The organism is Streptomyces sp. 8N706 (assembly GCF_052245415.1).
GTDB lineage: Bacteria > Actinomycetota > Actinomycetes > Streptomycetales > Streptomycetaceae > Streptomyces.
The window spans coordinates 1-20629 of record NZ_JBQQBW010000113.1; the positions used below are offsets into that span (position 1 = coordinate 1).

At 70.0% G+C, this 20629-nt stretch carries 20 protein-coding genes, 1 tRNA gene and 1 pseudogene; 13 read left to right on the forward strand and 9 right to left on the reverse strand.

Annotated elements, in window-relative coordinates; genetic code table 11:
* Positions 1–36: 36 nt before the first annotated feature.
* On the reverse strand, positions 37–531 hold the full coding sequence (locus tag ACTWQE_RS28580; RefSeq protein WP_443331959.1) for a type II toxin-antitoxin system PemK/MazF family toxin: 495 nt from the start codon (positions 529–531) through the stop codon (positions 37–39).
* A 243-nt stretch (positions 532–774) separates the two neighbouring features.
* Between ACTWQE_RS28580 and ACTWQE_RS28585 the strand changes: the two genes are divergently transcribed.
* A complete protein-coding gene (locus tag ACTWQE_RS28585; protein WP_443331960.1) occupies positions 775–1527 on the forward strand; it encodes an MBL fold metallo-hydrolase in 753 nt (250 codons plus the stop codon).
* On the opposite strand, the gene ACTWQE_RS28590 is transcribed toward ACTWQE_RS28585, so the two are convergent.
* Both ACTWQE_RS28590 and ACTWQE_RS28595 read right to left on the reverse strand, forming a co-directional pair.
* The gene (locus tag ACTWQE_RS28590; RefSeq protein WP_443331961.1) at positions 1528–2307 is read right to left on the reverse strand and encodes a hypothetical protein; all 780 of its coding nucleotides are present in this window, start codon (positions 2305–2307) and stop codon (positions 1528–1530) included. It lies immediately after the preceding gene.
* Positions 2308–2433: 126 nt separating this feature from the next.
* Positions 2434–3735 (reverse strand): PTS transporter subunit EIIC, encoded by a 1302-nt coding sequence (locus ACTWQE_RS28595; RefSeq protein ID WP_443331962.1) that lies wholly within the window; start codon positions 3733–3735, stop codon positions 2434–2436.
* Positions 3736–4181: 446 nt separating this feature from the next.
* Here ACTWQE_RS28595 and ACTWQE_RS28600 point away from each other — a divergent pair, with 446 nt between their 5' ends.
* From ACTWQE_RS28600 to rdgB, 4 genes are all read left to right on the forward strand, one after another.
* Positions 4182–4487 (forward strand): glucose PTS transporter subunit EIIB, encoded by a 306-nt coding sequence (locus ACTWQE_RS28600; RefSeq protein WP_443331977.1) that lies wholly within the window; start codon positions 4182–4184, stop codon positions 4485–4487.
* Between the two features lie 75 nt (positions 4488–4562).
* Positions 4563–5294, forward strand: a complete 732-nt coding sequence (gene rph / locus ACTWQE_RS28605) for a ribonuclease PH (protein WP_443331963.1) — start codon at positions 4563–4565, stop codon at positions 5292–5294.
* Between the two features lie 88 nt (positions 5295–5382).
* Positions 5383–5772 (forward strand): hypothetical protein, encoded by a 390-nt coding sequence (locus ACTWQE_RS28610; protein ID WP_443331964.1) that lies wholly within the window; start codon positions 5383–5385, stop codon positions 5770–5772.
* A gap of 32 nt (positions 5773–5804) precedes the next feature.
* Positions 5805–6407: an RdgB/HAM1 family non-canonical purine NTP pyrophosphatase gene (rdgB, locus tag ACTWQE_RS28615; RefSeq protein WP_443331965.1), complete on the forward strand. Its 603-nt coding sequence runs from the start codon at positions 5805–5807 to the stop codon at positions 6405–6407.
* Positions 6408–6454: 47 nt separating this feature from the next.
* On the opposite strand, the gene ACTWQE_RS28620 is transcribed toward rdgB, so the two are convergent.
* Positions 6455–6532 (reverse strand) — tRNA-Leu (locus tag ACTWQE_RS28620).
* Positions 6533–7189: 657 nt separating this feature from the next.
* Between ACTWQE_RS28620 and ACTWQE_RS28625 the strand changes: the two genes are divergently transcribed.
* Positions 7190–7555 carry a hypothetical protein gene (locus ACTWQE_RS28625; protein WP_443331966.1) on the forward strand — a complete coding sequence of 122 codons (366 nt, stop codon included), beginning with the start codon at positions 7190–7192 and terminating at the stop codon, positions 7553–7555.
* A 241-nt stretch (positions 7556–7796) separates the two neighbouring features.
* Here ACTWQE_RS28625 and ACTWQE_RS28630 read toward each other — a convergent pair.
* Both ACTWQE_RS28630 and bcp read right to left on the reverse strand, forming a co-directional pair.
* A pseudogene (locus ACTWQE_RS28630) lies at positions 7797–8114 on the reverse strand (MFS transporter); the annotation flags it as partial.
* A gap of 12 nt (positions 8115–8126) precedes the next feature.
* Positions 8127–8594 carry a thioredoxin-dependent thiol peroxidase gene (gene bcp / locus ACTWQE_RS28635; protein ID WP_443331967.1) on the reverse strand — a complete coding sequence of 156 codons (468 nt, stop codon included), beginning with the start codon at positions 8592–8594 and terminating at the stop codon, positions 8127–8129.
* A gap of 127 nt (positions 8595–8721) precedes the next feature.
* Between bcp and ACTWQE_RS28640 the strand changes: the two genes are divergently transcribed.
* Both ACTWQE_RS28640 and ACTWQE_RS28645 read left to right on the forward strand, forming a co-directional pair.
* Positions 8722–9042: a DUF3618 domain-containing protein gene (locus ACTWQE_RS28640; RefSeq protein ID WP_443331968.1), complete on the forward strand. Its 321-nt coding sequence runs from the start codon at positions 8722–8724 to the stop codon at positions 9040–9042.
* A gap of 120 nt (positions 9043–9162) precedes the next feature.
* On the forward strand, positions 9163–9465 hold the full coding sequence (locus ACTWQE_RS28645) for a GroES family chaperonin (RefSeq protein WP_443331978.1): 303 nt from the start codon (positions 9163–9165) through the stop codon (positions 9463–9465).
* Positions 9466–9507: 42 nt separating this feature from the next.
* Here the strand turns inward: ACTWQE_RS28645 and ACTWQE_RS28650 are convergent, their stop codons facing one another.
* Positions 9508–11766, reverse strand: a complete 2259-nt coding sequence (locus ACTWQE_RS28650) for a transglycosylase domain-containing protein (protein ID WP_443331969.1) — start codon at positions 11764–11766, stop codon at positions 9508–9510.
* 305 nt (positions 11767–12071) lie between these two features.
* On the opposite strand from ACTWQE_RS28650, the gene ACTWQE_RS28655 reads away from it, so the two are divergent.
* The 3 genes from ACTWQE_RS28655 to ACTWQE_RS28665 are packed head-to-tail and all read left to right on the forward strand — an operon-like array spanning position 12072 to position 14739.
* Positions 12072–12872 (forward strand): ABC transporter permease, encoded by an 801-nt coding sequence (locus ACTWQE_RS28655; RefSeq protein ID WP_443331970.1) that lies wholly within the window; start codon positions 12072–12074, stop codon positions 12870–12872.
* Positions 12865–13752, forward strand: a complete 888-nt coding sequence (locus tag ACTWQE_RS28660) for an ABC transporter permease (protein ID WP_443331971.1) — start codon at positions 12865–12867, stop codon at positions 13750–13752. The genes ACTWQE_RS28655 and ACTWQE_RS28660 overlap by 8 nt, the downstream gene beginning before the upstream one ends.
* A gap of 15 nt (positions 13753–13767) precedes the next feature.
* On the forward strand, positions 13768–14739 hold the full coding sequence (locus tag ACTWQE_RS28665) for an ABC transporter ATP-binding protein (RefSeq protein ID WP_443331972.1): 972 nt from the start codon (positions 13768–13770) through the stop codon (positions 14737–14739).
* 216 nt (positions 14740–14955) lie between these two features.
* Here the strand turns inward: ACTWQE_RS28665 and ACTWQE_RS28670 are convergent, their stop codons facing one another.
* Positions 14956–16281 carry an SGNH/GDSL hydrolase family protein gene (locus ACTWQE_RS28670; RefSeq protein WP_443331973.1) on the reverse strand — a complete coding sequence of 442 codons (1326 nt, stop codon included), beginning with the start codon at positions 16279–16281 and terminating at the stop codon, positions 14956–14958.
* 253 nt (positions 16282–16534) lie between these two features.
* Between ACTWQE_RS28670 and ACTWQE_RS28675 the strand changes: the two genes are divergently transcribed.
* Complete coding sequence (locus tag ACTWQE_RS28675; RefSeq protein ID WP_443331974.1) at positions 16535–17908, forward strand: DUF445 domain-containing protein; 1374 nt, start codon at positions 16535–16537, stop codon at positions 17906–17908.
* Between the two features lie 361 nt (positions 17909–18269).
* On the opposite strand, the gene ACTWQE_RS28680 is transcribed toward ACTWQE_RS28675, so the two are convergent.
* Positions 18270–19256 (reverse strand): CHRD domain-containing protein, encoded by a 987-nt coding sequence (locus ACTWQE_RS28680; RefSeq protein ID WP_443331975.1) that lies wholly within the window; start codon positions 19254–19256, stop codon positions 18270–18272.
* A 366-nt stretch (positions 19257–19622) separates the two neighbouring features.
* On the opposite strand from ACTWQE_RS28680, the gene ACTWQE_RS28685 reads away from it, so the two are divergent.
* Positions 19623–19964 (forward strand): COG4315 family predicted lipoprotein, encoded by a 342-nt coding sequence (locus tag ACTWQE_RS28685; protein ID WP_443331976.1) that lies wholly within the window; start codon positions 19623–19625, stop codon positions 19962–19964.
* The last annotated feature ends 665 nt before the right edge of the window (positions 19965–20629 follow it).

Consider the following 20629-nt stretch of genomic DNA (forward strand, 5'->3'; position numbering starts at 1 on the left):
GGCGGTGGGGCTGAGGTCGTCGCGGAGCGGGCCCCGTCAAGGGATGAGGTGGCGGACCTGGGACCAGACGCTGCGGTCCAGGGTCCCCGCGCGGCGGCGGAACTCGGCGAGGGGGACCTCACGGAGCTCGTCCGTCTCGAGGAAGCTCTGGCGATCCCGCGCGTCGCCCACCGCCCCCGCGGGTAGCGGGATCACCCCGGTCCGCTCGTCGTGCAACTTGCTGGTGATCTTGGCGACCCGGACCGTGCCCCGGCGCACGGACAGCACCAGGCACGGCCGGTCCTTCGAGCCCGGGCCGTCCTCGTACGGCACGTCCGCCCACCAGATCTCGCCCGGCCTGGGCCGTTCGCCCAGACGTGTGGGCTTCGCCTGGTGCCCCGGCCTCCCAGCCGGGCGCCCCGGCCCCCGAGTCGGCCGGCCGGGCCGGCGCGGGGGGCGTCGGCGGTGGCCGCGGGCCCAGCCGTCGACGAGGGTGGCGATCAGCGCCAGCGCGACCACCGCTCCCAGGGCCGGCCACCATGATGCGTCCACGCTCACTCCCAGTCCGCGGGTTGTCGGAACCGTACTCTGGCATGGTGGCCCAGCGCGCCGTGGACCTGCGCGGCAGCGCGCCCCCGTACTGGTGAAGTGGCGGGTGAGTTCGCCCACAACAGCGCCCCGTGGAGGAGCGACCAGCCATTTCGCGCCTTACGCTCGACGCACCGCACACGCTCCCCGGACCGTCCCCCCGACCCCCCGACTTCGGGGGACCTCAGCCTCGGAGGTTCCTGCTCCATGAAGCTCACCGTCGTCGGCTGCTCGGGGTCGTTCCCGTCCGCGGACTCGGCCTGCTCGAGCTACCTCGTCGAAGCCGACGGCTTCCGGCTGCTTCTCGACATGGGCAACGGCGCCCTCGGCGAGCTGCAGCGCCACTGCGGTCTCTACGACCTCGACGCCGTGTTCCTCAGCCATCTGCACGCCGATCACTGCATCGACATGTGCGGCTACTTCGTGGCCCGCTACTACCGTCACGACGGTGGCCGGCCCGAGGCCATCCCGGTGTACGGCCCGGACGGTACCGAGCAGCGGCTGATCACGGCGTACGACGACGTGCCGTCCGAGAAGTCGATGAGTGAGGTCTTCGACTTCCGGACGCTGGAGCCCGGCAGCTTCCGGGTGGGGCCTTTCGCCGTGGGCACCGACCGGGTGTCCCATCCCGTCGAGGCGTTCGGGTTCCGGCTGGAGCACGGCGGGCGCACCCTGGCGTACTCCGGGGACACCGGCGTCTGTGCGTCGCTGGACGGGCTCGCCGAGGGCGCCGATCTCTTTCTGTGCGAGGCGTCGTTCACCTACGGCAAGGAGGACGTACCGGAGCTGCATCTCAACGGCCGGGAGGCCGGGGAGCAGGCGCAGCGGTCGGGCGTCGGGCGGCTGCTGCTCACCCACATCCCGCCGTGGACGGATCCGGAGATCAATCTGCGGGACGCCCGCGAGGTCTTCGACGGCCCGGTCGAACTGGCCCGGCCGCGGGCCGTGTACGACGTGTAGTCATCTGTCCGGCAGATCGTGCCGGCCGGTCAGGAACTCCTGGAACTTGATCTTCGCGTTGACCACCGGGTGGTGCCAGCGCTGCTCGCGCCTGGCCGCCCGTGCCAGGCGTCTCGGCTTGTTGTGGTAGCGCCAGCGCGCCCAGGGTGCCTGCGGGCGGCTGAGCCGCACCGCGCCGACGATCAGCAGCGGGATGAAGAAGAGACCCAGCAGCCCGGTCCACACCTTGCCCTTCAGCAGGGTGACGACGGCCAGGCCCAGTTCGACGAGGACGAAGAGGACCAGCAGGAGGGCGCTGCCGAGGGTGGGGTCCGACTCGTAGTCCGCCCAGTCGATCACCCCGACCGGGCGGAATCCCAGAAGGACCAGACCGCAGAGCGCCACGGCCACGAACACGGCATCGACCGAGGTGCGTCCTGCCTTGGTCCAATAGACGTCGCGCAAATGCAGGATGAGTGCGAATTCATCGAGGACGAGTGCGGCGCCCACACCGAAAACTCCGGCGAGTGAGGACTTCACGGTGTTGGTCGGGTCGGTGACCAGAATGAGCGAGACTCCGCTGACCAGCATGAACACCACGCCGAACACCACATGGTGGATATGCAGCTCGCCCGTTCTCACATTTCCCGGCCACCATCGCACCTGCGCCCGGATCATGCGCACGCTGAAGCGGATGAAGCCGAATCCGGCGATGAAGGAGCAGAGGAAGACGAACAGCGGCAGCAGGCCCGGGTCCACGATCTCCCGCTGGAACCAGCCGCCCTGCGCCAACGTCACCACACCGAAACGCTAACCGACGCGGGGGCGAATTCCTCGGCGAGCGCCCCGCACGCCGCTTCCGGGTACGGCGATACGCGAAGGCCCCGGACCGCGGGGCGCGGTTCCGGGGGCCTTGCGGAGGGATCATCAGGCCTTGGTGGCGTCCTCGACCTCCTGCTCGGGCTCCCGGCCCGGGGTGGCGAGATTGAACTTGGTGATCGCGAAGCGGAAGACGGTGTAGTAGACCGCCGCGAAGGCCAGACCGATCGGGATGATCATCCAGGGCTTGGTCGCCAGGTTCCAGTTCAGCGCGTAGTCGATCACCCCGGCCGAGAAGGTGAAGCCCGCGTGCACGCCCAGCGCCCAGGTGAGGGCCATGGAGATGGCGGTGAGCACGGCGTGGATCACGTACAGCACCGGCGCGATGAACATGAACGAGAACTCGATCGGCTCGGTGACACCGGTGACGAACGACGTCAGGGCCAGCGAGATCATCATGCCGAGGACGGCCTTACGGCGCTCGGGGCGGGCGCTGTGGGCGATGGCGAGCGCCGCGGCGGGAAGGCCGAACATCATGATCGGGAAGAAGCCCGACATGTATTGTCCGGCGGTCGGGTCCCCGGCGAAGAAGCGGTTGAGGTCACCGTGGACGACCTGGCCGGAGGCATTGGTGAAGTCGCCGAGCTGGAACCAGGAGACGGTGTTGACGAACTGGTGCATGCCGATGGGGATCAGACCGCGGTTGATCAGACCGAACACACCGGCGCCGGCGGAGCCCAGCCCGGTCATCCACTCGCCGAAGCCGGTGATCGCGTCGCCGATGGGCTCCCAGCCCACGACCACGAGGACGCCCATGGCCGTGCCGACGAAGGCCATGACGATCGGCACCAGCCGCCGGCCGTTGAAGAAGCCGAGCCAGTCCACCAGCCTCGTGCGGTGGAACCGCTGCCACAGCACCGCCGTCAGCAGGCCCATGACGATGCCGCCGAGCACACCCGGGTTCTGGTAGGCGGCCGCGGTGACCTCGGTCCCCTTCTGCCAGGCGCCGCTGAGGAAGCTGGTCTGGACGAACTTCGCGCCGTCCGGGCCCTCCACCGGGAACTGGTGGATCACCGAGTAGTAGACGAGGAAGCCGGCGACCGCCGCGAGTGCCGTGGAGCCGTCCGCCTTCTTGGCGAAACCGATCGCGACACCGATGCAGAACAGCAGCGGCAGAGCGAGCGAGGAGTCCAGCAGCGCGCTGCCGGCCCCGGCGAAGACCTTGGCCACGTTGTCCCAGCCGAGGCCCTCGGCGCCGAAGACATCGGGCTGGCCGAGGCGGAGCAGAATACCGGCGGCCGGAAGTACGGCAATCGGCAGCTGGAGGCTCCGGCCGACCTTCTGCAGGCTCTGCAACAGGCCGGATCCCCGCTTCTTGGCGGGCGCCGCGTTCGCGGTCGTCGTACTCATGGGGGTTCCTTCGGGAGCGGTAGCGTGGTCTACACCAGTGGTTTAGACCAGGTTCTAGCACAGGGGAAGCCGAATGAGGAACCCGCCGTTTCCGCTCTTTTCCATGACGGCCCGGCAGGCGTGGCAACGGCTCCTGCCCCTGCCCCTGCGGGGCGCGGCCTACCTGGTGATCTCTTTCTCGGCCTCCTTTCCGGACATGGCGTCACGGGATTCCGGCCGGGCGCACGAGGTCCATGGCCACGAGCCGGGGCCTCCGCTCTTCCTCGGCGGCCGCGCCGACCGCCGCGGTGGCTCCGGAGCTCATCGGCACCCTCCCGGCGGCAGCCCGGTCGGCCGGGCATGGCAAGCTGGTGTAGACCAGTTGCGCCACGGTGTGGCCCCGCGGCCGTGAGCGCGGGACCAGTGATCGACATCATCCGCTCGATGACGGACACTTGCCCGCGAAAGTGGGCCGAACGTGCGTTACGGTTTGGAACCCGTCGGCACCCGCCGAGCCCCGGAACACGCAGGAGTGGGACATGGCCAGCAAGGCTGAGAAGATCGTCGCCGGGCTCGGTGGCATCGAGAACATCGTCGAGGTCGAAGGCTGCATCACCCGCCTCCGCACCGAGGTCGAGGACTCCGCCCTCGTCGACGAAGCCGCCCTCAAGGCCGCGGGCGCCCACGGAGTCGTCAAGATGGGCAACGCCATCCAGGTCGTCATCGGCACGGACGCCGACCCCGTTGCCGCGGACATCGAAGACATGATGTGAACCGCTGAACCCGTCGGCCTGAGATCCTCGCCGGGCACCGGAACGGGCCCCCGGTACGACCGATAGGGTCGTCCTATGTCTCGTATCGACGGTCGGACCCCCGACCAGCTGCGCACTGTCACCATCGAGCGCGGATGGAGCAAGCACGCCGAGGGCTCGGTTCTCGTCTCCTTCGGTGACACCAAGGTCTTCTGCACCGCCAGCGTCACCGAAGGCGTACCGCGCTGGCGCAAGGGCAGCGGCGAGGGCTGGGTCACCGCCGAGTACTCGATGCTGCCCCGCTCCACCAACACCCGCGGCGACCGGGAATCCGTACGAGGCAAGATCGGCGGCCGCACCCACGAGATCTCCCGGCTCATCGGCCGCTCGCTGCGCGCCGTCATCGACTACAAGGCGCTCGGTGAGAACACCATCGTGCTGGACTGCGATGTGCTGCAGGCCGATGGCGGCACCCGTACCGCCGCCATCACCGGTGCGTACGTCGCCCTCGCCGACGCCGTCGCCTGGGCCCAGGCCAAGAAGCTGGTCAAGCCCGGCCGCAAGCCCCTCACCGGCACCGTCTCCGCCGTCAGCGTCGGCATCGTCGACGGCGTGCCGCTCCTCGACCTCTGCTACGAGGAGGACGTACGCGCCGAGACCGATATGAACGTCGTCTGCACCGGCGACGGCCGCTTCGTCGAGGTCCAGGGCACGGCGGAGGGCGCCCCGTTCGCCCGCGAGGAGCTCAACGGACTGCTGGACCTCGCCGTCGCGGGCTGCGCCGGCCTCGACGAGGCGCAGCGCACGGCACTCGCCGCCACGCTGTAGCAACCAACGACGAGCTTTGAGCGTTCTTTACCTACGGGTGTACGGAACCTCCGTACGCTCGTCCCGACGCAGGGGGAGGAACCCTTCCATGGCCATGCGCCACCGCACCACCGCCATCGCCGCCGTGGCCCTCATGGCCCTCGCCGTACCGGTCACCGCCGGGTGCGGCGCCGTGGAGAAGGCCATGGACTGCGCCCAGACCGCCGTCACCATCTCCAACAGCGTCGAGGACCTCCAACAGGCCGTCTCCGGCGCCGCGGAGGACCCGACCCAGGCCCAGAACGCCCTCGACCGGATCGACAAGAACCTCGACAGCCTCGGCGACAAGACCGACAACGCCGACATCGGCAAGGCCGTGGACGACATGAACACCGGCGTCAAGAACGCCCGCGACTCCCTCGACCAGGGCAAGACCCCGGACCTCACCCCGATCACGGACGCCGCTCAGGAGCTGACCAAGGTCTGCTCGCCCGGCTAGGGCGCGGCGCCCCAGGGACGGATAATCGGGCCATGCAGCGTCTGATCCTCGCCACCCGCAACACCAACAAGGTCACCGAGCTCCGCGCCATCCTGGCGGGGGCGGGCCTGTCCGTCGAACTCGTCGGCGCCGACGCGTATCCCGACGTGCCGGACGTCAAGGAGACCGGTGTCTCCTTCGCCGAGAACGCCCTGCTGAAGGCCCATGGCCTCGCCCGCGCCACCGGGCTCCCGGCCGTCGCGGACGACTCGGGGCTCTGTGTGGACGTCCTCGGCGGGGCCCCCGGCATCTTCTCCGCCCGTTGGGCGGGCCGGCACGGCGACGACAGGGCCAACCTCGAGTTGCTGCTGGGCCAGCTCGCGGACATCGCCGACACCCACCGCACCGCCCACTTCGCGTGTGCGGCCGCCCTGGCGCTGCCGGACGGCACGGAACGCGTGGTCGAGGGCCGCCTCCACGGCACCCTCCGCCATGCGCCGTCGGGCACGGGCGGATTCGGCTACGACCCGATCCTCCAGCCGGAGGGCGAGACGCGCACCTGTGCGGAGATGACTCCGGAGGAGAAGAACGCGATCAGCCACCGGGGCAATGCCTTTCGGGCGCTGGCGCCGGTGGTCCGTGACCTGCTCGGCTGACGACCTAAGACCAAGGGCGCGGCACCTGTGGGGTGTCGCGCCCTTTCTGGTGGGCCCGGTGGGACTCGAACCCACGACACACCGGACCTAAACCGGCGCCCTCTTGCCAGCTGGGGTACGGACCCGTGGCGTCCACTCTACTGTGCCCCGTCGCGCGACTGAGAAGGGACGGCCGCCCGGGGAGAGCGGCCGAAGAGGGGACCTGGCCTGGCCGGCGGGACGGACGGTGTCAAGCGCGCGGCGCAGCCATGGTGGCCTTCGCTCGTGAGGAACCCGGATGGAGACGGCGGAGGATGCCGGGCCGCCGGTCTGCCGGTGGGGAGGCGCGGCCGGGGGCGTCCCTGTCCGGTGAAACGGCTGTCGAGCAGCCATGAGCCGTGATGCTCCGTGTCACGGGACCGCCTTCAGCGCCGTCTTCTCGCCCGGCGAGCGACCGATGCCCGGTGCGGCAGGCCCTCGCCGCTTGTCGACCGGTGGGTGACGCAGCCCAACGAACCCTGGCTGTGTATGCGTTGAGCTGCTCAACGCGGCCCGTGGGCGCCCGGGGCCGCTCTGCCGCGTTTCACACCCCGTCGACGGATCGAAGCGCCGACTTCACGCAGTCGGTCGCCGACACGTGCGCAGGCTTCCCCAGGGGCCGGGGCCAGGAGCAGGTGCGTCAAAAAGCGCCGCCAGTGGCCCGGCGTGTTGTAGGACAAAAAACCGCAATTCTGGCATAACGTGCATCTGCAAGGTTTTCAATCCCTCACGGATCAGTCGACTCTGACGGAAGTGGAGATGTAGTGCGCAAGCTTCACAAGGTCGCTCTTGCGGCCACCATGGTCGGGAGCCTCAGCATGTTCGGGGCCGGCGTTGCCTCCGCCCACGACGGATACAAGTCGTACGACTCGCACAAGTCGTACGACAAGAAGTCGCACAAGGACGATGGCGACGTGATCGTCTGCGACCAGGATTACGAGGTCGAGAACCCGACCTTCCAGGAAGGCATCGTCAACCTCTCGAACATCAACCTCCTCAGCTCCACGGCGACGTCGACCGCGGTGACGCAGAACTGCGGTAAGGACATCGAAAGTGGGAACGTGGCCGACGCCGAGTCGGGCGACGTCGAGGACAACGAAGCCGACATTGAGATCGAGACCGAAGACTAAGGGCTGAAACGGGCTTAATGGCCAGCTCCGGGGCCGAACCTCCGGACTCGGCCCGGAGCTGCCCTTGCGTCATGACCCGCGCTTCCCCAAGAGCCGCGTCTCATGGCGAGCCTGTCTCCGCACGGAGGTGTGTGCGGTGCCCGCCCGGACTCACGGTCCACCGGCGGGCACCAGCACCACAGGACGAGTCAGGTGCGTTTCCGGGTCCGTGTGCATGTGTGAGCGTGCCCTCGTCCGACCGCTACGCGGGGAGGGGGCGCGCTCGGCCCCTCGGTTCCGGGGCCTGCGCCCGGACCAGTTCCACCGCTTCCTTCAGGGTCGCCACCGCCGGGGGCGACCCTTCAAGCGGTTCCGGGCCGTCGCCTTCTTGCACGCCACCGCGATGAGCCCGATGAGCGCCGCCGCCACGTGGAGTACGCCGGCATCAGGCCGGTGCCCGTCCTGATGACCGGGGTCGGGCCGTGATCACCAGCGAGGTCATGCCGCCGAAGAGCGGGGCGGACAGGTTGTGGCCGATGGACGGCGAGCCGTAGTGGACGCCCGTCGGGACGAGGGCGGGGAATCCTGGGCCTCAGATCGACAGGTCCTTGATCAGTTTGGCGACGTGGCCGGTGGCCTTGACGTTGTACAGGGCGCGTTCGACCTTGCCCTGTTCGTCGACGATCACCGTCGAGCGGATCACACCGGTGACGGTCTTGCCGTACAGCTTCTTCTCCCCGAACGCGCCGTACGCCTCCAGCACCTTCTTCTCCGGGTCGCCGACCAGGGTGACCTTGAGGTCCTCCTTCTCGCGGAACTTCGCGAGCTTCTCGGGCTTGTCCGGCGAGACGCCGATGACGTCGTAGCCCGCCCCGGCCAGCAGTTCCAGGTTGTCGGTGAAGTCGCAGGCCTGCTTGGTGCAGCCCGGGGTGAGGGCGGCCGGGTAGAAGTAGACGATGACCTTGCGGCCGGCGTGGTCGGCGAGCGAGATCTCTTTGCCGTCCGCGTCGGACAGGGTGAAGGCGGGGGCGGTGTCGCCCGGCTGCAGTCGCTCGCTCATGACACTCCTCTGGGTATGCGGTTCCTGTCAGAGATTAGTCGGGTTACGGGGGGTGCCATGGGGCGCGGGCCCGGTGGAGCTGACAGACTGTTCATCCATGACGGGCCCAGACGATGGAGGCAGCGCGGTGTCGGATGCCAGGACCCCGGCGCAGATCGAGGCGGACATCGCCCGCAGGCGCCAGGCGCTCGCGGTGACGCTCGACGAGATCGGCGTGCGGATGCACCCGAAGACGATCGTGGGGGATGCGAAGGCGAGGGCGGCCTCGACGGTGGACCGTACGGCGGGCCGGGCGTATGTGGTCGTCAACCGCACGGTGTCCGATGTGCGCGGCAAGCTGGTCTCCCCGGACGGGCAGCCGCGGCTGGAGCGGATCGTTCCGGTGGCGCTGGTCGCCGTCGCCGTCGTGGGCCTGCTCGCGGTCTCCACGCGGCGCCGGCGCCCCTGAGGCTCCGGGGCGCGCGTTCCGGGGCCGCGGATCCCCGCCCCGTGGCCTTCCCGCCCGCCGCGGGCAGGTACGGTCAATGGCGTGAGCGCGAACCCCACCCATGACAAACTGCCCATCCGGATGCTGCACGACCGTGTGCTGGTCCGTACCGACATTCCGGAGGGCGAGCGCCGGTCGAGCGGCGGCATCGTCATTCCCGCAACCGCGGCGGTCGGCCGCAGGCTGGCCTGGGCCGAGGTCGTCGCGGTCGGGCAGAACGTCCGCACGGTGGAGCCGGGCGACCGGGTGCTGTACGACCCGGAGGACCGGGCCGAGGTCGAGGTCCGCGGGGTCGCGTACGTCCTGATGCGCGAGCGGGACCTGCACGCGGTCGCGGCCGAGCGCCTGGAAGGCACCGAGGACTCCACGGGCCTGTACCTCTGACCGCCCGCGGCTGATCTGACCGGCCGCGGCCCGTCCCCGTCCTCAGGGACGGCCCCACTGCATGCCGTCGGGGAAGAATCCGTTGCCGTCGTCGTATGTGGTGACCGGTGAGCTGGGGATCTGGGTCGGGGCGGTCGGGATGCCCGTCGGCGCCGTCGGGATCTCCGTGGGCGGCAGCGACGTCGGCGGCATGCTGGAGGACGGGGTCTCCGACGGCGGCTCGCTGGAGACCGAGGGCTCCTCGGACGGGGTCTCCGAGGGGGACTCGGACGGCTCCGCGCCGCTCTGCAGCTCCAGATCGAAGGACCTCTCGGGGCTGCCCCGGAGGGCCGCGGCGGTGTACTGGCCCCAGATCTGCGCCGGATAGCCGCCGCCGTTGATCCGGTCCAGACCGGTGGCCCCGTAGAGCGGCATCTGTTCCCCGGTGTCCGGGTCCTGGCCCATCACGGCGATCACCGTGGCGAGGTCCGGGGTGTAGCCCGCGAACCAGGCGGCCTTGTCCTCCTCCGCGGTGCCGGTCTTTCCCGCGGCCTCGCGTCCCGCGGACTGGGCGGCGGTGCCGGTGCCGCCCTCGACCACGCTCCTGAGGACCGACGTGGTGGTGTCGGCGGCCTTGCGCGAGACGGCCTGCCGGCTGTCGTGCTGCGGGAGAGTGACGTTCTGGCCGCCCTTGGCCAGCTTCTCCACCAGCGCGTACGTGCCGTGCCTGCCGTGATGGGAGAGGGTCGCGTACGCCTCGGCCATGTCGAGGACGCTGGCGTTGACCACACCGAGGGCGACGGACTGCTGCGCTGTCCTGAGCCCGGGGGCGTACGCCGGGATGCCGAGGTCGACCGCGGTCCGCTTGACCCGGTCCGGGCCGACGTCCTGGCCCATCTGCGCGTAGACCGCGTTGACGGACTTGTCGGTGGCCGTGGCGACGGTGATGTCGCCGTAGTCGATGTCGTCCTCGTTGGCCGGGGCGTAGCCGGTGGGTCCGCTCCGGCTCTGCACCATGCGCTTGTTGGTGCCGTCGTAGACGGTGTGGGGGGTGATGATCCGGCCGTCCTGGGTGGTGGAGCCGTGCTCGACGGCCGAGGTGAAGACGAACGGCTTGAAGGTGGAGCCCACTTGGTAGTCACGGCGGGTGGCGTTGTTCACATACTGCTTGGTGTAGTCGATACCGCCGTACATGGCGACGACCTTGCCGGTGCGGGGGTCGATGGAGGCGCCCCCGGCCCGGACGTAGCGGTCGACCTTGCGGGAGTCGCTCAGCTTGCTCATCAGCTGGTCGTCCACGGCGCTCGCGAGGGCCTTCTGCTTCCTCTTCTCGAGGGTGGTGGTGATGCGGTAGCCGCCGGACTGCAGGGTGTCCTCATCGATGATCTTGTGACCGATGAGATAGGTGTTGACCGCTTCGACGAGATAGCCGCGCTGCCCGGACATACCGGAGGGGGCCTTGCTGCGGCCGGGGGCGGGGAAGTCCATGGCGGCGCGGTCGGCCTGGCCGAGCCAGCCCTTCTCGACCATGCCGTCGAGGACGTAGTTCCAGCGGGATACCACCCGGTCCTTGCTCTCGGGATGGGTGAACACGTCATACGCGCTGGGGGCGTTCAGCAGGGCGGCGAGATAGGCGCCCTCGGCGGTGGTGAGTTCGTCGGAGTCCTTGTTGTAGTAGGCCTGGGCCGCGGCCTGGATGCCATAGGCGTTGCGTCCGAAGTAACTGGTGTTCAGATAACCGGTGAGGATCTCGTCCTTGCTCTCCTCGCGGTCGAGTTTGATCGCGATGAAGAACTCCTTGACCTTGCGGGTGACGGTCTGCTCCTGCGCCAGGTAGTAGTTCTTGACGTACTGCTGGGTGATGGTGGAGCCGGACTGCTTGCCCTTGCCGGTGGCGGTGTTCCAGGCGGCGCGCAGCATGGCCTGGGGGTCGACCGCGGACTCGGTGTAGAAGTCGCGGTCCTCGGCGGAGAGCACGGCGCGCTGCACGGTCCTGGGGACCTGGCTGAGGGGGACGCTCTCGCGGTTGACCTCGCCGTCGCGGGCGAGCGGGGAGCCGTCGGCGTAGAGGTAGACATTGCTCTGCTTGACGGCGGCGGCATTGGCGGGCGGGATGTCGACCAGCATGTATCCGGCGACGAAGCCGCCGGTGAGGAGCAGGAGGATCAGCAGCAGCCCGCCGAGGACCATCCGCCAGGTGGGGATGAGGCGGCGCAGTCCGGTGCGCTGGGGGTGCCGGGGCCGCGGTGGTTCGCCGCCCCCCGCCGCCCAGGCCGGAGGCGTGGCTCTCCGGCCGGTCTGCCGCTGCGGATGGTCGCTCATGTACTTAGGGACTCCTCGGCCACCGCCGTGGGTTGTGCCCCGGCGGGGTGTCGTGTCGGGTGCTCGCTCGTACTCCCCTGGTGGCCCGTGCCGCAGGCCAGGGACTTCGGCAGGCGGGTACCCACGTCAGGAACTGTCGCATCACCTGCCCCGTACCTTTCGGGTGCCGCGCTCCTGTGACCGCTCTGTGACAGGCTGAATGGCTCTTTCCCGCCACTCCATCGAGTGATTAACCAATGGCAGAGCGTCCGCCGGTTGGGCTAGGCTCCTGCACTTTGGTTTCACTGGGCCGGACGGGGGGCGGCATGCGGTTGTACGGGGCCGTGGCGGTGAGCGGCTTCCGGCGTCACGCGACGTACCGGGTGGCGACGGCGGCCGGTGTATTCACCAACACCGTCTTCGGCTTCATCATGGCGTACACCTATATCGCGCTGTGGGACGAGAGGCCGCGGCTGGGCGGTTACGACCTGCCGGAGGCGCTGACCTTCGTATGGCTGGGCCAGGCGCTGCTGATGACGTCGGCGATGATGGGCGGCGGTTTCACCGACGAGCTGGTGGAGCGCATCCGCACCGGGGACGTCGCGATCGATCTGTACCGGCCGGCGGATCTCCAACTGTGGTGGCTGGCCGCGGATCTGGGGCGCGCCGCGTTCCATCTCGTGGGCCGCGGGATCGTGCCGATGCTGATCGGATCGCTGGTCTTCGAGGTGGTCCTCCCCGCCGACCCGCTGGTCTGGGCGGCCTTTCTGCTGTCGGTGGCGCTTGGCGTGGTCGTGAGTTTCGCGATCCGCTATCTGGTGGTCCTGACGGCGTTCTGGCTGCTGGACGGCAGTGGTGTCACCCAGGTCGCCCATCTGACCAGCATCTTCTTCTCGGGGATGCTGCTGCCGCTGCCCCTGTTCCCGGGGTGGCTCGGCGAGTTGGCGCGGGTGCTGCCGTGGTCGGCGCTGCTCCAGGTTCCGGCGGATGTGTTCCTCGGCAAGCGCGCGGGGTGGGATCTGGCGGCGGCGCTGGTGTTCCAGACGGCGTGGGCGGTGGCGCTGCTGGGGGCCGGGCGGGCGTTGCAGTCGGTCGCCACCCGCAAGGTGGTGGTCCAGGGTGGCTGAGGACCTTCCCCTCGCCGAACGGCCGTCGACGGCCGGGCCTCGGGCGGCCGGGCCGCGGGCGGTGGCGGGCCTACGGGTCGTGGCGGGGCTGCGGGCGTATGGCTTGATCGTGGCGATGTGGATGCGGTCGACGATGGCCTATCGCGCGTCGTTCGCGATGACGGCGCTCGGGAACTTCGTCGCGACCTCCCTCGACTTCGTCGCGATCCTGCTGATGTTCTCGCATGTGACGGTGCTCGGCGGTTTCACCCTGCCCGAGGTGGCGTTCCTCTACGGCACCTCGGCGGTCGCGTTCGGGCTGGCGGACCTGGCGATGGGCAGCATGGACCGGCTGGGCCGGAGGGTGCGCGACGGCACGCTGGACACCCTCCTCGTACGGCCCGCTCCGGTGCTGGCGCAGGTGGCGGCCGACCGGTTCGCGCTGCGCAGGCTGGGCCGGATCAGCCAGGGACTGCTGGTGCTGGGCTGGGCGCTGTCCCGGCTGGAGGTCGCCTGGACGCCCGTGAAGGTGCTGATGGTGCCGGTGATGCTGGTGAGCGGGGCGGCGATCTTCGCGTCGGTGTTCGTGGCGGGGGCGGCGTTCCAGTTCTGGGCGCAGGACGCCTCGGAGGTGCAGAACTCCTTCACCTACGGCGGCAACACCCTGCTGCAGTATCCGCCGACCCTCTTCTCGAAGGATCTGCTGCGCGGGGTGACCTTCGTCGTGCCGCTCGCCTTCGTCAACTGGCTGCCCGCGCTGTTCGTGCTGGGGCGGGAGGACCCGCTGGGGCTGCCGGACTGGTTGGCCTTCGCTCCGCCCGCGGTGGCGGCGGTCTGCTGCGCGCTGGCGGGCGCCGCGTGGCGGGTGGGACTGCGTTCGTACCGGAGTACGGGGAGCTGAGGGCTGGTGGTGGTCATGGACGACGCGCGCTTCATCGAGCTGGACGGGGTGGAGAAGGTCTTCCAGGTGCGGCGGAAGACGGGTTTCCTGCGGCGCGAGAAGCGGGAGGTTCGAGCGGTCGACGGGCTCGGCTTCAGCGTGCCGCGCGGTGAGATGGTCGGCTACATCGGGCCCAACGGCGCGGGGAAGTCCACCACGATCAAGATGCTGACGGGGATCCTGGTGCCCAGCGGCGGCCGGCTGCGGGTGGCGGGCATCGACCCGGCCCGGGAGCGTACGCGGCTGGCGCGGCGGATGGGGGTGGTCTTCGGGCAGCGCACGACGCTGTGGTGGGACCTGCCGCTGCGTGACTCGTACGCGCTGGTGCGCCGGATGTACCGGATTCCCGACGCCCGGTACCGGGCGAATCTGGAGCAGTGCGTCGAACTCCTCGACCTGGGGGCGCTGCTGGAGGTGCCCGTGCGGCAGCTGTCGCTCGGCCAGCGGATGCGCGGTGACATCGCGGCGGCCCTGCTGCACGATCCCGAGGTGCTCTATCTCGACGAGCCGACGATCGGGCTGGATGTGGTGAGCAAGGCGAAGGTGCGGGGCTTCCTGCGGGACATCAACGCCGAGCGCGGCACGACCGTCCTGCTCACGACGCACGATCTGACCGATATCGAGCAGCTGTGCAAGCGCGTGATGGTCATCGACCACGGCAGGCTGGTGTACGACGGCGGGCTGGACGGGCTGCACGCGGTGGGCGGGAGCGAGCGGATGCTCGTCGTCGACCTGGAGCGGGAACTGCCGCCGATCTCCGGGGTGCCGGGGGCGCGGACGGTGAAGGTGGACGGGCCGCGGCAGTGGCTGGCGTTCCCGGCCACCCAGAGCGCGGCGCCGGTGGTGGCGGCGGTGGCCGCGCGGTATCCGCTGCTGGATCTGTCGGTGCGGGAGCCGGCGATCGAGGAGGTCATCGCCACGATGTACGCGGACCGATCGGCGGTGTGAGGGGCATCGGGGTTCCGGCGAGCGCGGGCGCGGGCTCGGGTGCAGGCGCGGGTGCGTAACCGGGCGCTGCGGGAACGACCGGTTCCGTCGCTGCCGGGAGAACTGCCGGAAACCCCCGGAACCGCCGGAGACCCCGACCCTTCGGGACCGCCGGCGGCGCGCAGCCGTGCCGCGGCCGAGGACCGGCCGTGGCACGGCGCCGGGCACCGGCGTGCGTCAGAGGGAGGCCGGGGCCGAGCCCTTCAGGTGCTCCAGGACCAGGGCCCGCGCCATCGCCGCGTAGCCCGCGTCGCTCGGGTGCAGATGGTCACCGGAGTCATAGCGGGGGAGGAGCCGCTGGGGGGCCGCCGGGTCGCGGAGCGCCTCGTCGAAGTCCACGACCTCGTCGAACACCCGCCCCGCCCGGATCTCGGCGTTGACCTGCTCCCGTACGGCGTTGAGCTGGGGGGTGAAGCCGCGGTGGCCGCCGAAGGGCATCAGCGTGCCGCCGATGACCCGCAGCCCGCGGGCGTGCATCTGCTGCACCAGCCGGCGCAGGCCGTCGGAGATCTTCTCGGGGTCGGTCTCGTGCGGAGTGCGGAGGATGTCGTTCACACCGAGTTCGACGACGACGGCCTTCACGCCGGTCCCGGCCAGGACATCGCGCTCGACGCGGTTCAGGGCGCTGGGGTTGTCGGGCGGGAAGCGGTTGCCGTCGGTCAGTACGCGGTTGCCGCTGATGCCCTGGTTGAGCACGCCGTAGCGGGGCGCGCCGGGCTCGGTGCGCAGCCGCGCGGCCAGGAAGTCGGGCCAGCGGCGGTTGGTCCCGGCGGTGGAGGTGATGCCGTCGGTGATCGAGTCGCCGAGCGTGACGACGGCGCCGCTCGCCTTGCTCGTGAGGACGTCCACACCGGTCAGATAGCGCCAGGACGGGGTCTGTTCGGTGAACGCCGTGCCGGCGGGGTCCTCGGCCCGGTCACCGCGCGCCAGGTACGACGTCTGGCGGGCGTGCGGGTGGTAGGTGACCGGGCCGGACGGGGTCGGGGAGTACGTGGTGACGAGCAGGTCCGCGGCCTCCGGGACGTCCAGCCGGGTCGGGTCGCTGACGACCGACTGGCCGATGGGGACCGTCACATAGGCGTTGCCCGCGAAGGTCAGCCGGCGCATCGTCCCCTGCGCGGCGGTGGGGTTGCTGGGCGAGGCGGCGACCGCCAGCGAGGCGTGGCTGATGGTGAGCGGGCGGTTGCCGTAGAGGTTGGACAGGTGGATCCGGGCCGCGTTGCCGCCGATGCTGGTGTGAATGACGTTACGGATGGACATGTCCGCGTACCCGTCCGGGGTGTTCGGCTCGGCGGCCGCCGGGGAGGTCGCCCAGGTGCCGACCCAGTTGCCCGCGGATGCGGGGGCGGCCCCGTTGCGGGACTTGGCGGTCGTCGAGCCCAGGCTCTTCTCCCGTCCAGTGCCCCCCGTGAAGATCGCGGTGGAGATGACGATCACCACTGCCGCGAATGCGGCGAGCAAGCCAAGGTGCTTGCCTGAAAGACGAGCGTGGCGCATGGCCATGCGCGAGTGTCTCCTCGGACAGGGGAGCCCGAGGCTCCAGTTTGGCAGGTGTGGATGTCCGGTTGGCGGCGACTGCGGTGGCGCGGTCCTACGGACCCATCATGATCCCATGGTCGGGACTCCACTCGGCCGGGGGCCGGGTTCCGTCCCGCCCTCAGAGACGCGGGGAACTCCTGGTTCGTTCCCGTAGCGGGGCAATGGACTGCGTCACATGGGGACAATGCGCGGGGGAAGGCTCGATCGGGTGGAGCGGATGGAACGGACGAAGTCGGACGAGACAGGCCAGAAAAGCGGAGCCGGTGGAGCCGGTCGGGTGACGGCCGCACGGCGGGACACCGGCCCGGCGGTAGCCGTACCGCGCGGCGCCTTCACCTACAGCGCCGCGGACGAGGAAAAGCAGCGCGGCGTACGGCATATGAAGACCTTCGCCGGCGGCCTGCTGCTGCTGGTCGCGGTGGTCTACGCGCTCGCCGCCTGGGGCCGTTCCTCGGGCGCGGGCGCCTGGACGGGTTATGTCGCGGCCGCGGCCGAGGCGGGCATGGTCGGTGCGCTGGCCGACTGGTTCGCGGTGACGGCGCTCTTCCGCCGTCCGCTGGGCCTGCCCATCCCGCACACCGCCATCATCCCGACGAAGAAGGACACCCTGGGGCGAACCCTGGGCGACTTCGTCGGTGAGAACTTTCTCTCCTCCGAGGTCGTACGGCAGCGGCTGCGGTCGGTGGGCATCAGCACCCGGCTGGGCGCCTGGCTGTCCGCGCCCGTGAACGCCGACCGGGTGACCGCCGAGCTCTCCACCGCCCTGCGCGGTGCCCTGACCGTGCTGCGCGACTCCGACGTCCAGGCCGTCGTCGGTGAGGCGATCACCCGCCGGGCCGACGCTCAGGAGGTCGCTCCCGGCCTCGGCAAGATGCTGGAGAAGGTCGTCGCGGACGGCGCGCACCGCAAGGTGGTGGACCTGGTGTGCGTACGGGCCCACGACTGGCTGGTGCGGCACGGTGACTCGGTGATGGAGGCCGTCACGGGCGGTGCCCCGGGGTGGACGCCGCGGTTCGTCGACCGGAGGGTCGGCGACCGCGTCTACAAGGAACTGCTGCGTTTTGTGAGCGAGATGCGCGATATGCCGGAGCATCCGGCGCGTGGCGCCGTGGACCGCTTCCTCTGCGACTTCGCGGGCGATCTGCAGTCGGACACGGACACGCGGGCGCGCGTGGAGCGGCTGAAGACGGAGATCCTGGGCCGGGGCGAGGTCCAGGAGCTGATCGCCTCCACCTGGGGCTCGGTGCGCGCGATGGTGGTGGCGGCCGCGGAGGACGAGCGCAGCGAGCTGCGGATGCGGACCCGTGCGGGCCTGCTGTCGCTGGGTGCGCGAATGGCGTCGGACGAACGGCTGCGGGGCAAGGTGGACGGCTGGCTGGAGGACGCGGCCGTCCATGTCGTGACGACGTACCAGAACGAGATCACCTTGCTGATCACGGACACGGTGGCGGCCTGGGACGCGGAGCAGACATCCCGGAAGATCGAGGCCCATATCGGCCGGGACCTGCAGTTCATCAGGATCAACGGCACGGTCGTGGGTGCGCTGGCGGGGCTGGTGATCTACTCGGTGTCCCGGGCGTTCGGGGCGTAGCGGGGCGTTGCGGGCCCGCGGGCCGCGCCGACCGGGGGTGGGCGGCGCGGCCGGCAGGCGCCATGGCAGTGGGCGGGCCGGGGCGGACCACCTGCCGAGGCGATGGGCCCTCCGCGGGCGTGGGCGGCCGCCGCGGCCCCGAGGCTGTGGGCGGGCGGTGCGGGCGGGGCCCGTATGGCCGCCGATCGGGGGCGGGGCGGCGCAGGCACGTAACCGGGCGCTGTGGCCGGCGGCGCGGTCCCCAGCCCCCGCGCCCGTCGTCGGGTCGGCGAAGACCCGCAGGCCCCACGGCCGTAGCGGCTGCGGGACCAGGGCACCGGGGACGTGGCCGCCGCCACGCCCCCGGTGGTTCATGGCGCCCCTAGCGGAAGAGCTGTCCGCGGACGGCGCCGTCCGGGAACTCCGCGGTGTGCAGGTTGGCGTAGAAGCCGGAGGGGTTCTTGCGGATCTGCTGTACGACCTTCGGGTCCTGGTGCTTCAGGGTTCCGGAGACGGCGAAGATGTTCTCGGGCACGGGCCTGTTGAAGAGGTTGAACCGGATGTCCCCGTTCTTGCCGAACACGCCCTCGTGGATGTGGCCCAGGGACGGCGGAGCGATGTTGATCCAGGCAGAGGAGTAGTTCACGCGGGTGCCCTTCGGATGCAGGAAGGTGATGGCGTGCCCGTCCGGGTCGCCCACCTTCGACGCGTCGTCCTTCGGTACTTCCTGGCCGCCGTCGGACAGGGCGCGCAGCTTGCCGCCCTTGATGATGTCGAGCGGGTTGAGGGGCTGGTGCAGCGACCGGATCGGCTGGAGCTGTCCGCGGACGGCTCCGCCCGGGAACTCCTTGCTGTGCAGGTTCACGTAGAAACCGGCGGGGTCGGTACGGATCCGCTGCGCCAGTTCGGCGTCAGTGACGGAGACCTGGCCCGCGGCGGAGTGCACGGTGTCGGGCATCGCCGACCCGAACAGCGTGACCTTCACATCGCCGTTGGCCCCCGCCCTGCCCTGGTGGATATGGCCGAGGGTCGGCGCGCCGATGCCCTTCCACCGCAGGGCGAAGGTGACCCGGTCGCCCTTGACCCGTACGAGGGCGGTGGCCTTGCCGTCGGGGTCGTTGACGGCGGGTCCGCCCGCGACCGGCACCTCGTCGGCACCGCTGAGTGTGGCGGTCAGGAAGACCTGCGGCCCCCGCGCCGGGGTCTTGGGCGTCGTGTCGCCGGTACCTGTCCCCTCGGACCCGTGGCCGCTCTCGCCGCTGCCCTGTCCGTCGTGTCCGCTGTGTCCGCCGTGCGCGACCGCGGGTGAGCCCCCGAGGGCCCCGAGGACGGCGGCCGTTGCGATGAGAGTGAGAATGCGCCTCCGCATTTTCCTTCGTCCTTTCGTCATCGATCCGTGACCGACTTCGTAGGGCGTCGGCCACCCGGACGTACGTGGCGGGTCGTCGGATTACTCAAAGCATTTCCGGAATCTGTTGAACCCGCCGGTAGTTCCCTGCGTAGTCACTGGTGGCGACTCCTGCTGCGACGGGGCTCCAGGAACGCCTCCCGGGCCAAGTGCCCAGCGGAATCCACTCATCAATGGGGGAACGATCTCATGCGCGCGCGAACCGCTGTGTTGGCAATCTCACTTGTGGCGATGGCCTCGCTGTCTCTGTCGGCTTGTGGTCAAAACCACTCCGGCGAAACCGCCAAGTCCTCGGGCAGTAAGGAAAAGGGTCCTGTTTCGGTCAAGGTGGCCGATTCGGAGGCGGGCCGGATCCTGGTCGACCAGTCGGGCCGTACCCTCTACGGCTTCACCAAGGACAAGGAAGGCGCCGACGCGTGCAAGGCCGATTGCATCGCCGTATGGCCCGCTCTGACCAGCACTTCCGAGGTGAAGGCGGGCGGGGGCGCCCGGACCTCGCTGCTGCACGGGACCGAACGCGCCCAGGGCGCGGTCCAGGCGACCTACGGCGAGTGGCCCCTCTACTACTACGTCGGTGACACCGCCCCCGGCGATCTCAACGGACAGGGCCTGGACGGAGAGTGGTTCGTCGTGGCGGCCGACGGCAAGCTCATCAAGAAGCCCCTCTAGCGGTCCCGTCGGGGGGCGGGACCGCGGGGAACGGGAGGCGTACTGTCCAGCCGGGCAGTACGCCTCCCGTATGAATTCCCGGTGACGGGACCGTAGAGAGCCTGTCACGGATGTCACAGAAGTGCCGCGAGCTGGAGCAGTGAATTCGGAATTCTGTGATCTGTGTCTCCGGATTGTTTGAACGTTCACCCTCAAGCCCCCAAGTCTCCTGTCGCGACCGCATGTTTCCGGGCCGTCGCAAAAGTGGCTCGATCCATGGCTGGATTCCTCGCCGCGGATTCCCGAGGGAGCCGGCGCCCGTTCTCGGAGGGTGTGCTCCGGGGCTGATGCAACGCGGCCTGCGCCGGTCCTGCCCCGAGCAACGGCAGTACGGCGATGAGGTCGTCGTACTGCCGTTGCTCGGGCACCCGGCGGTGCGGCGAAACTCAGGGGCACCCTGCTGAGGACCGGAAGCGCCCGCCCCATGGCCAACGACCCCTTCCTGACGCGGCAGATGAGCCGGTCGGGAAGGGGCCGCGATCCTCACAACGAGGTGGTGCCGGTCAGGCCGTGGGCATCAGGACGCGGGCTTCTCCCTTCTCGTTGTTGTGGCGTTCGGCCCAGTTGGTCAGTGCTGTGTGGCAGGCGTGGTCGAGGTGGCGCAGGTCCAGGAGGTCGAGTTCGAT

Bases quoted from the DNA above. Each gene is read 5' to 3' on its own strand.
- ACTWQE_RS28585 (WP_443331960.1), top strand. From the start codon at position 775: ATGAAGCTCACCGTCGTCGGCTGCTCGGGGTCGTTCCCGTCCGCGGAC.
- ACTWQE_RS28595 (WP_443331962.1), bottom strand. From the start codon at position 3,735: ATGAGTACGACGACCGCGAACGCGGCGCCCGCCAAGAAGCGGGGATCC.
- rph (WP_443331963.1), top strand. From the start codon at position 4,563: ATGTCTCGTATCGACGGTCGGACCCCCGACCAGCTGCGCACTGTCACC.
- ACTWQE_RS28610 (WP_443331964.1), top strand. From the start codon at position 5,383: ATGGCCATGCGCCACCGCACCACCGCCATCGCCGCCGTGGCCCTCATG.
- rdgB (WP_443331965.1), top strand. From the start codon at position 5,805: ATGCAGCGTCTGATCCTCGCCACCCGCAACACCAACAAGGTCACCGAG.
- bcp (WP_443331967.1), bottom strand. From the start codon at position 8,594: ATGAGCGAGCGACTGCAGCCGGGCGACACCGCCCCCGCCTTCACCCTG.
- ACTWQE_RS28645 (WP_443331978.1), top strand. From the start codon at position 9,163: ATGCTGCACGACCGTGTGCTGGTCCGTACCGACATTCCGGAGGGCGAG.
- ACTWQE_RS28650 (WP_443331969.1), bottom strand. From the start codon at position 11,766: ATGAGCGACCATCCGCAGCGGCAGACCGGCCGGAGAGCCACGCCTCCG.
- ACTWQE_RS28655 (WP_443331970.1), top strand. From the start codon at position 12,072: ATGCGGTTGTACGGGGCCGTGGCGGTGAGCGGCTTCCGGCGTCACGCG.
- ACTWQE_RS28665 (WP_443331972.1), top strand. From the start codon at position 13,768: ATGGACGACGCGCGCTTCATCGAGCTGGACGGGGTGGAGAAGGTCTTC.
- ACTWQE_RS28670 (WP_443331973.1), bottom strand. From the start codon at position 16,281: ATGGCCATGCGCCACGCTCGTCTTTCAGGCAAGCACCTTGGCTTGCTC.
- ACTWQE_RS28675 (WP_443331974.1), top strand. From the start codon at position 16,535: ATGGAACGGACGAAGTCGGACGAGACAGGCCAGAAAAGCGGAGCCGGT.
- ACTWQE_RS28680 (WP_443331975.1), bottom strand. From the start codon at position 19,256: ATGCGGAGGCGCATTCTCACTCTCATCGCAACGGCCGCCGTCCTCGGG.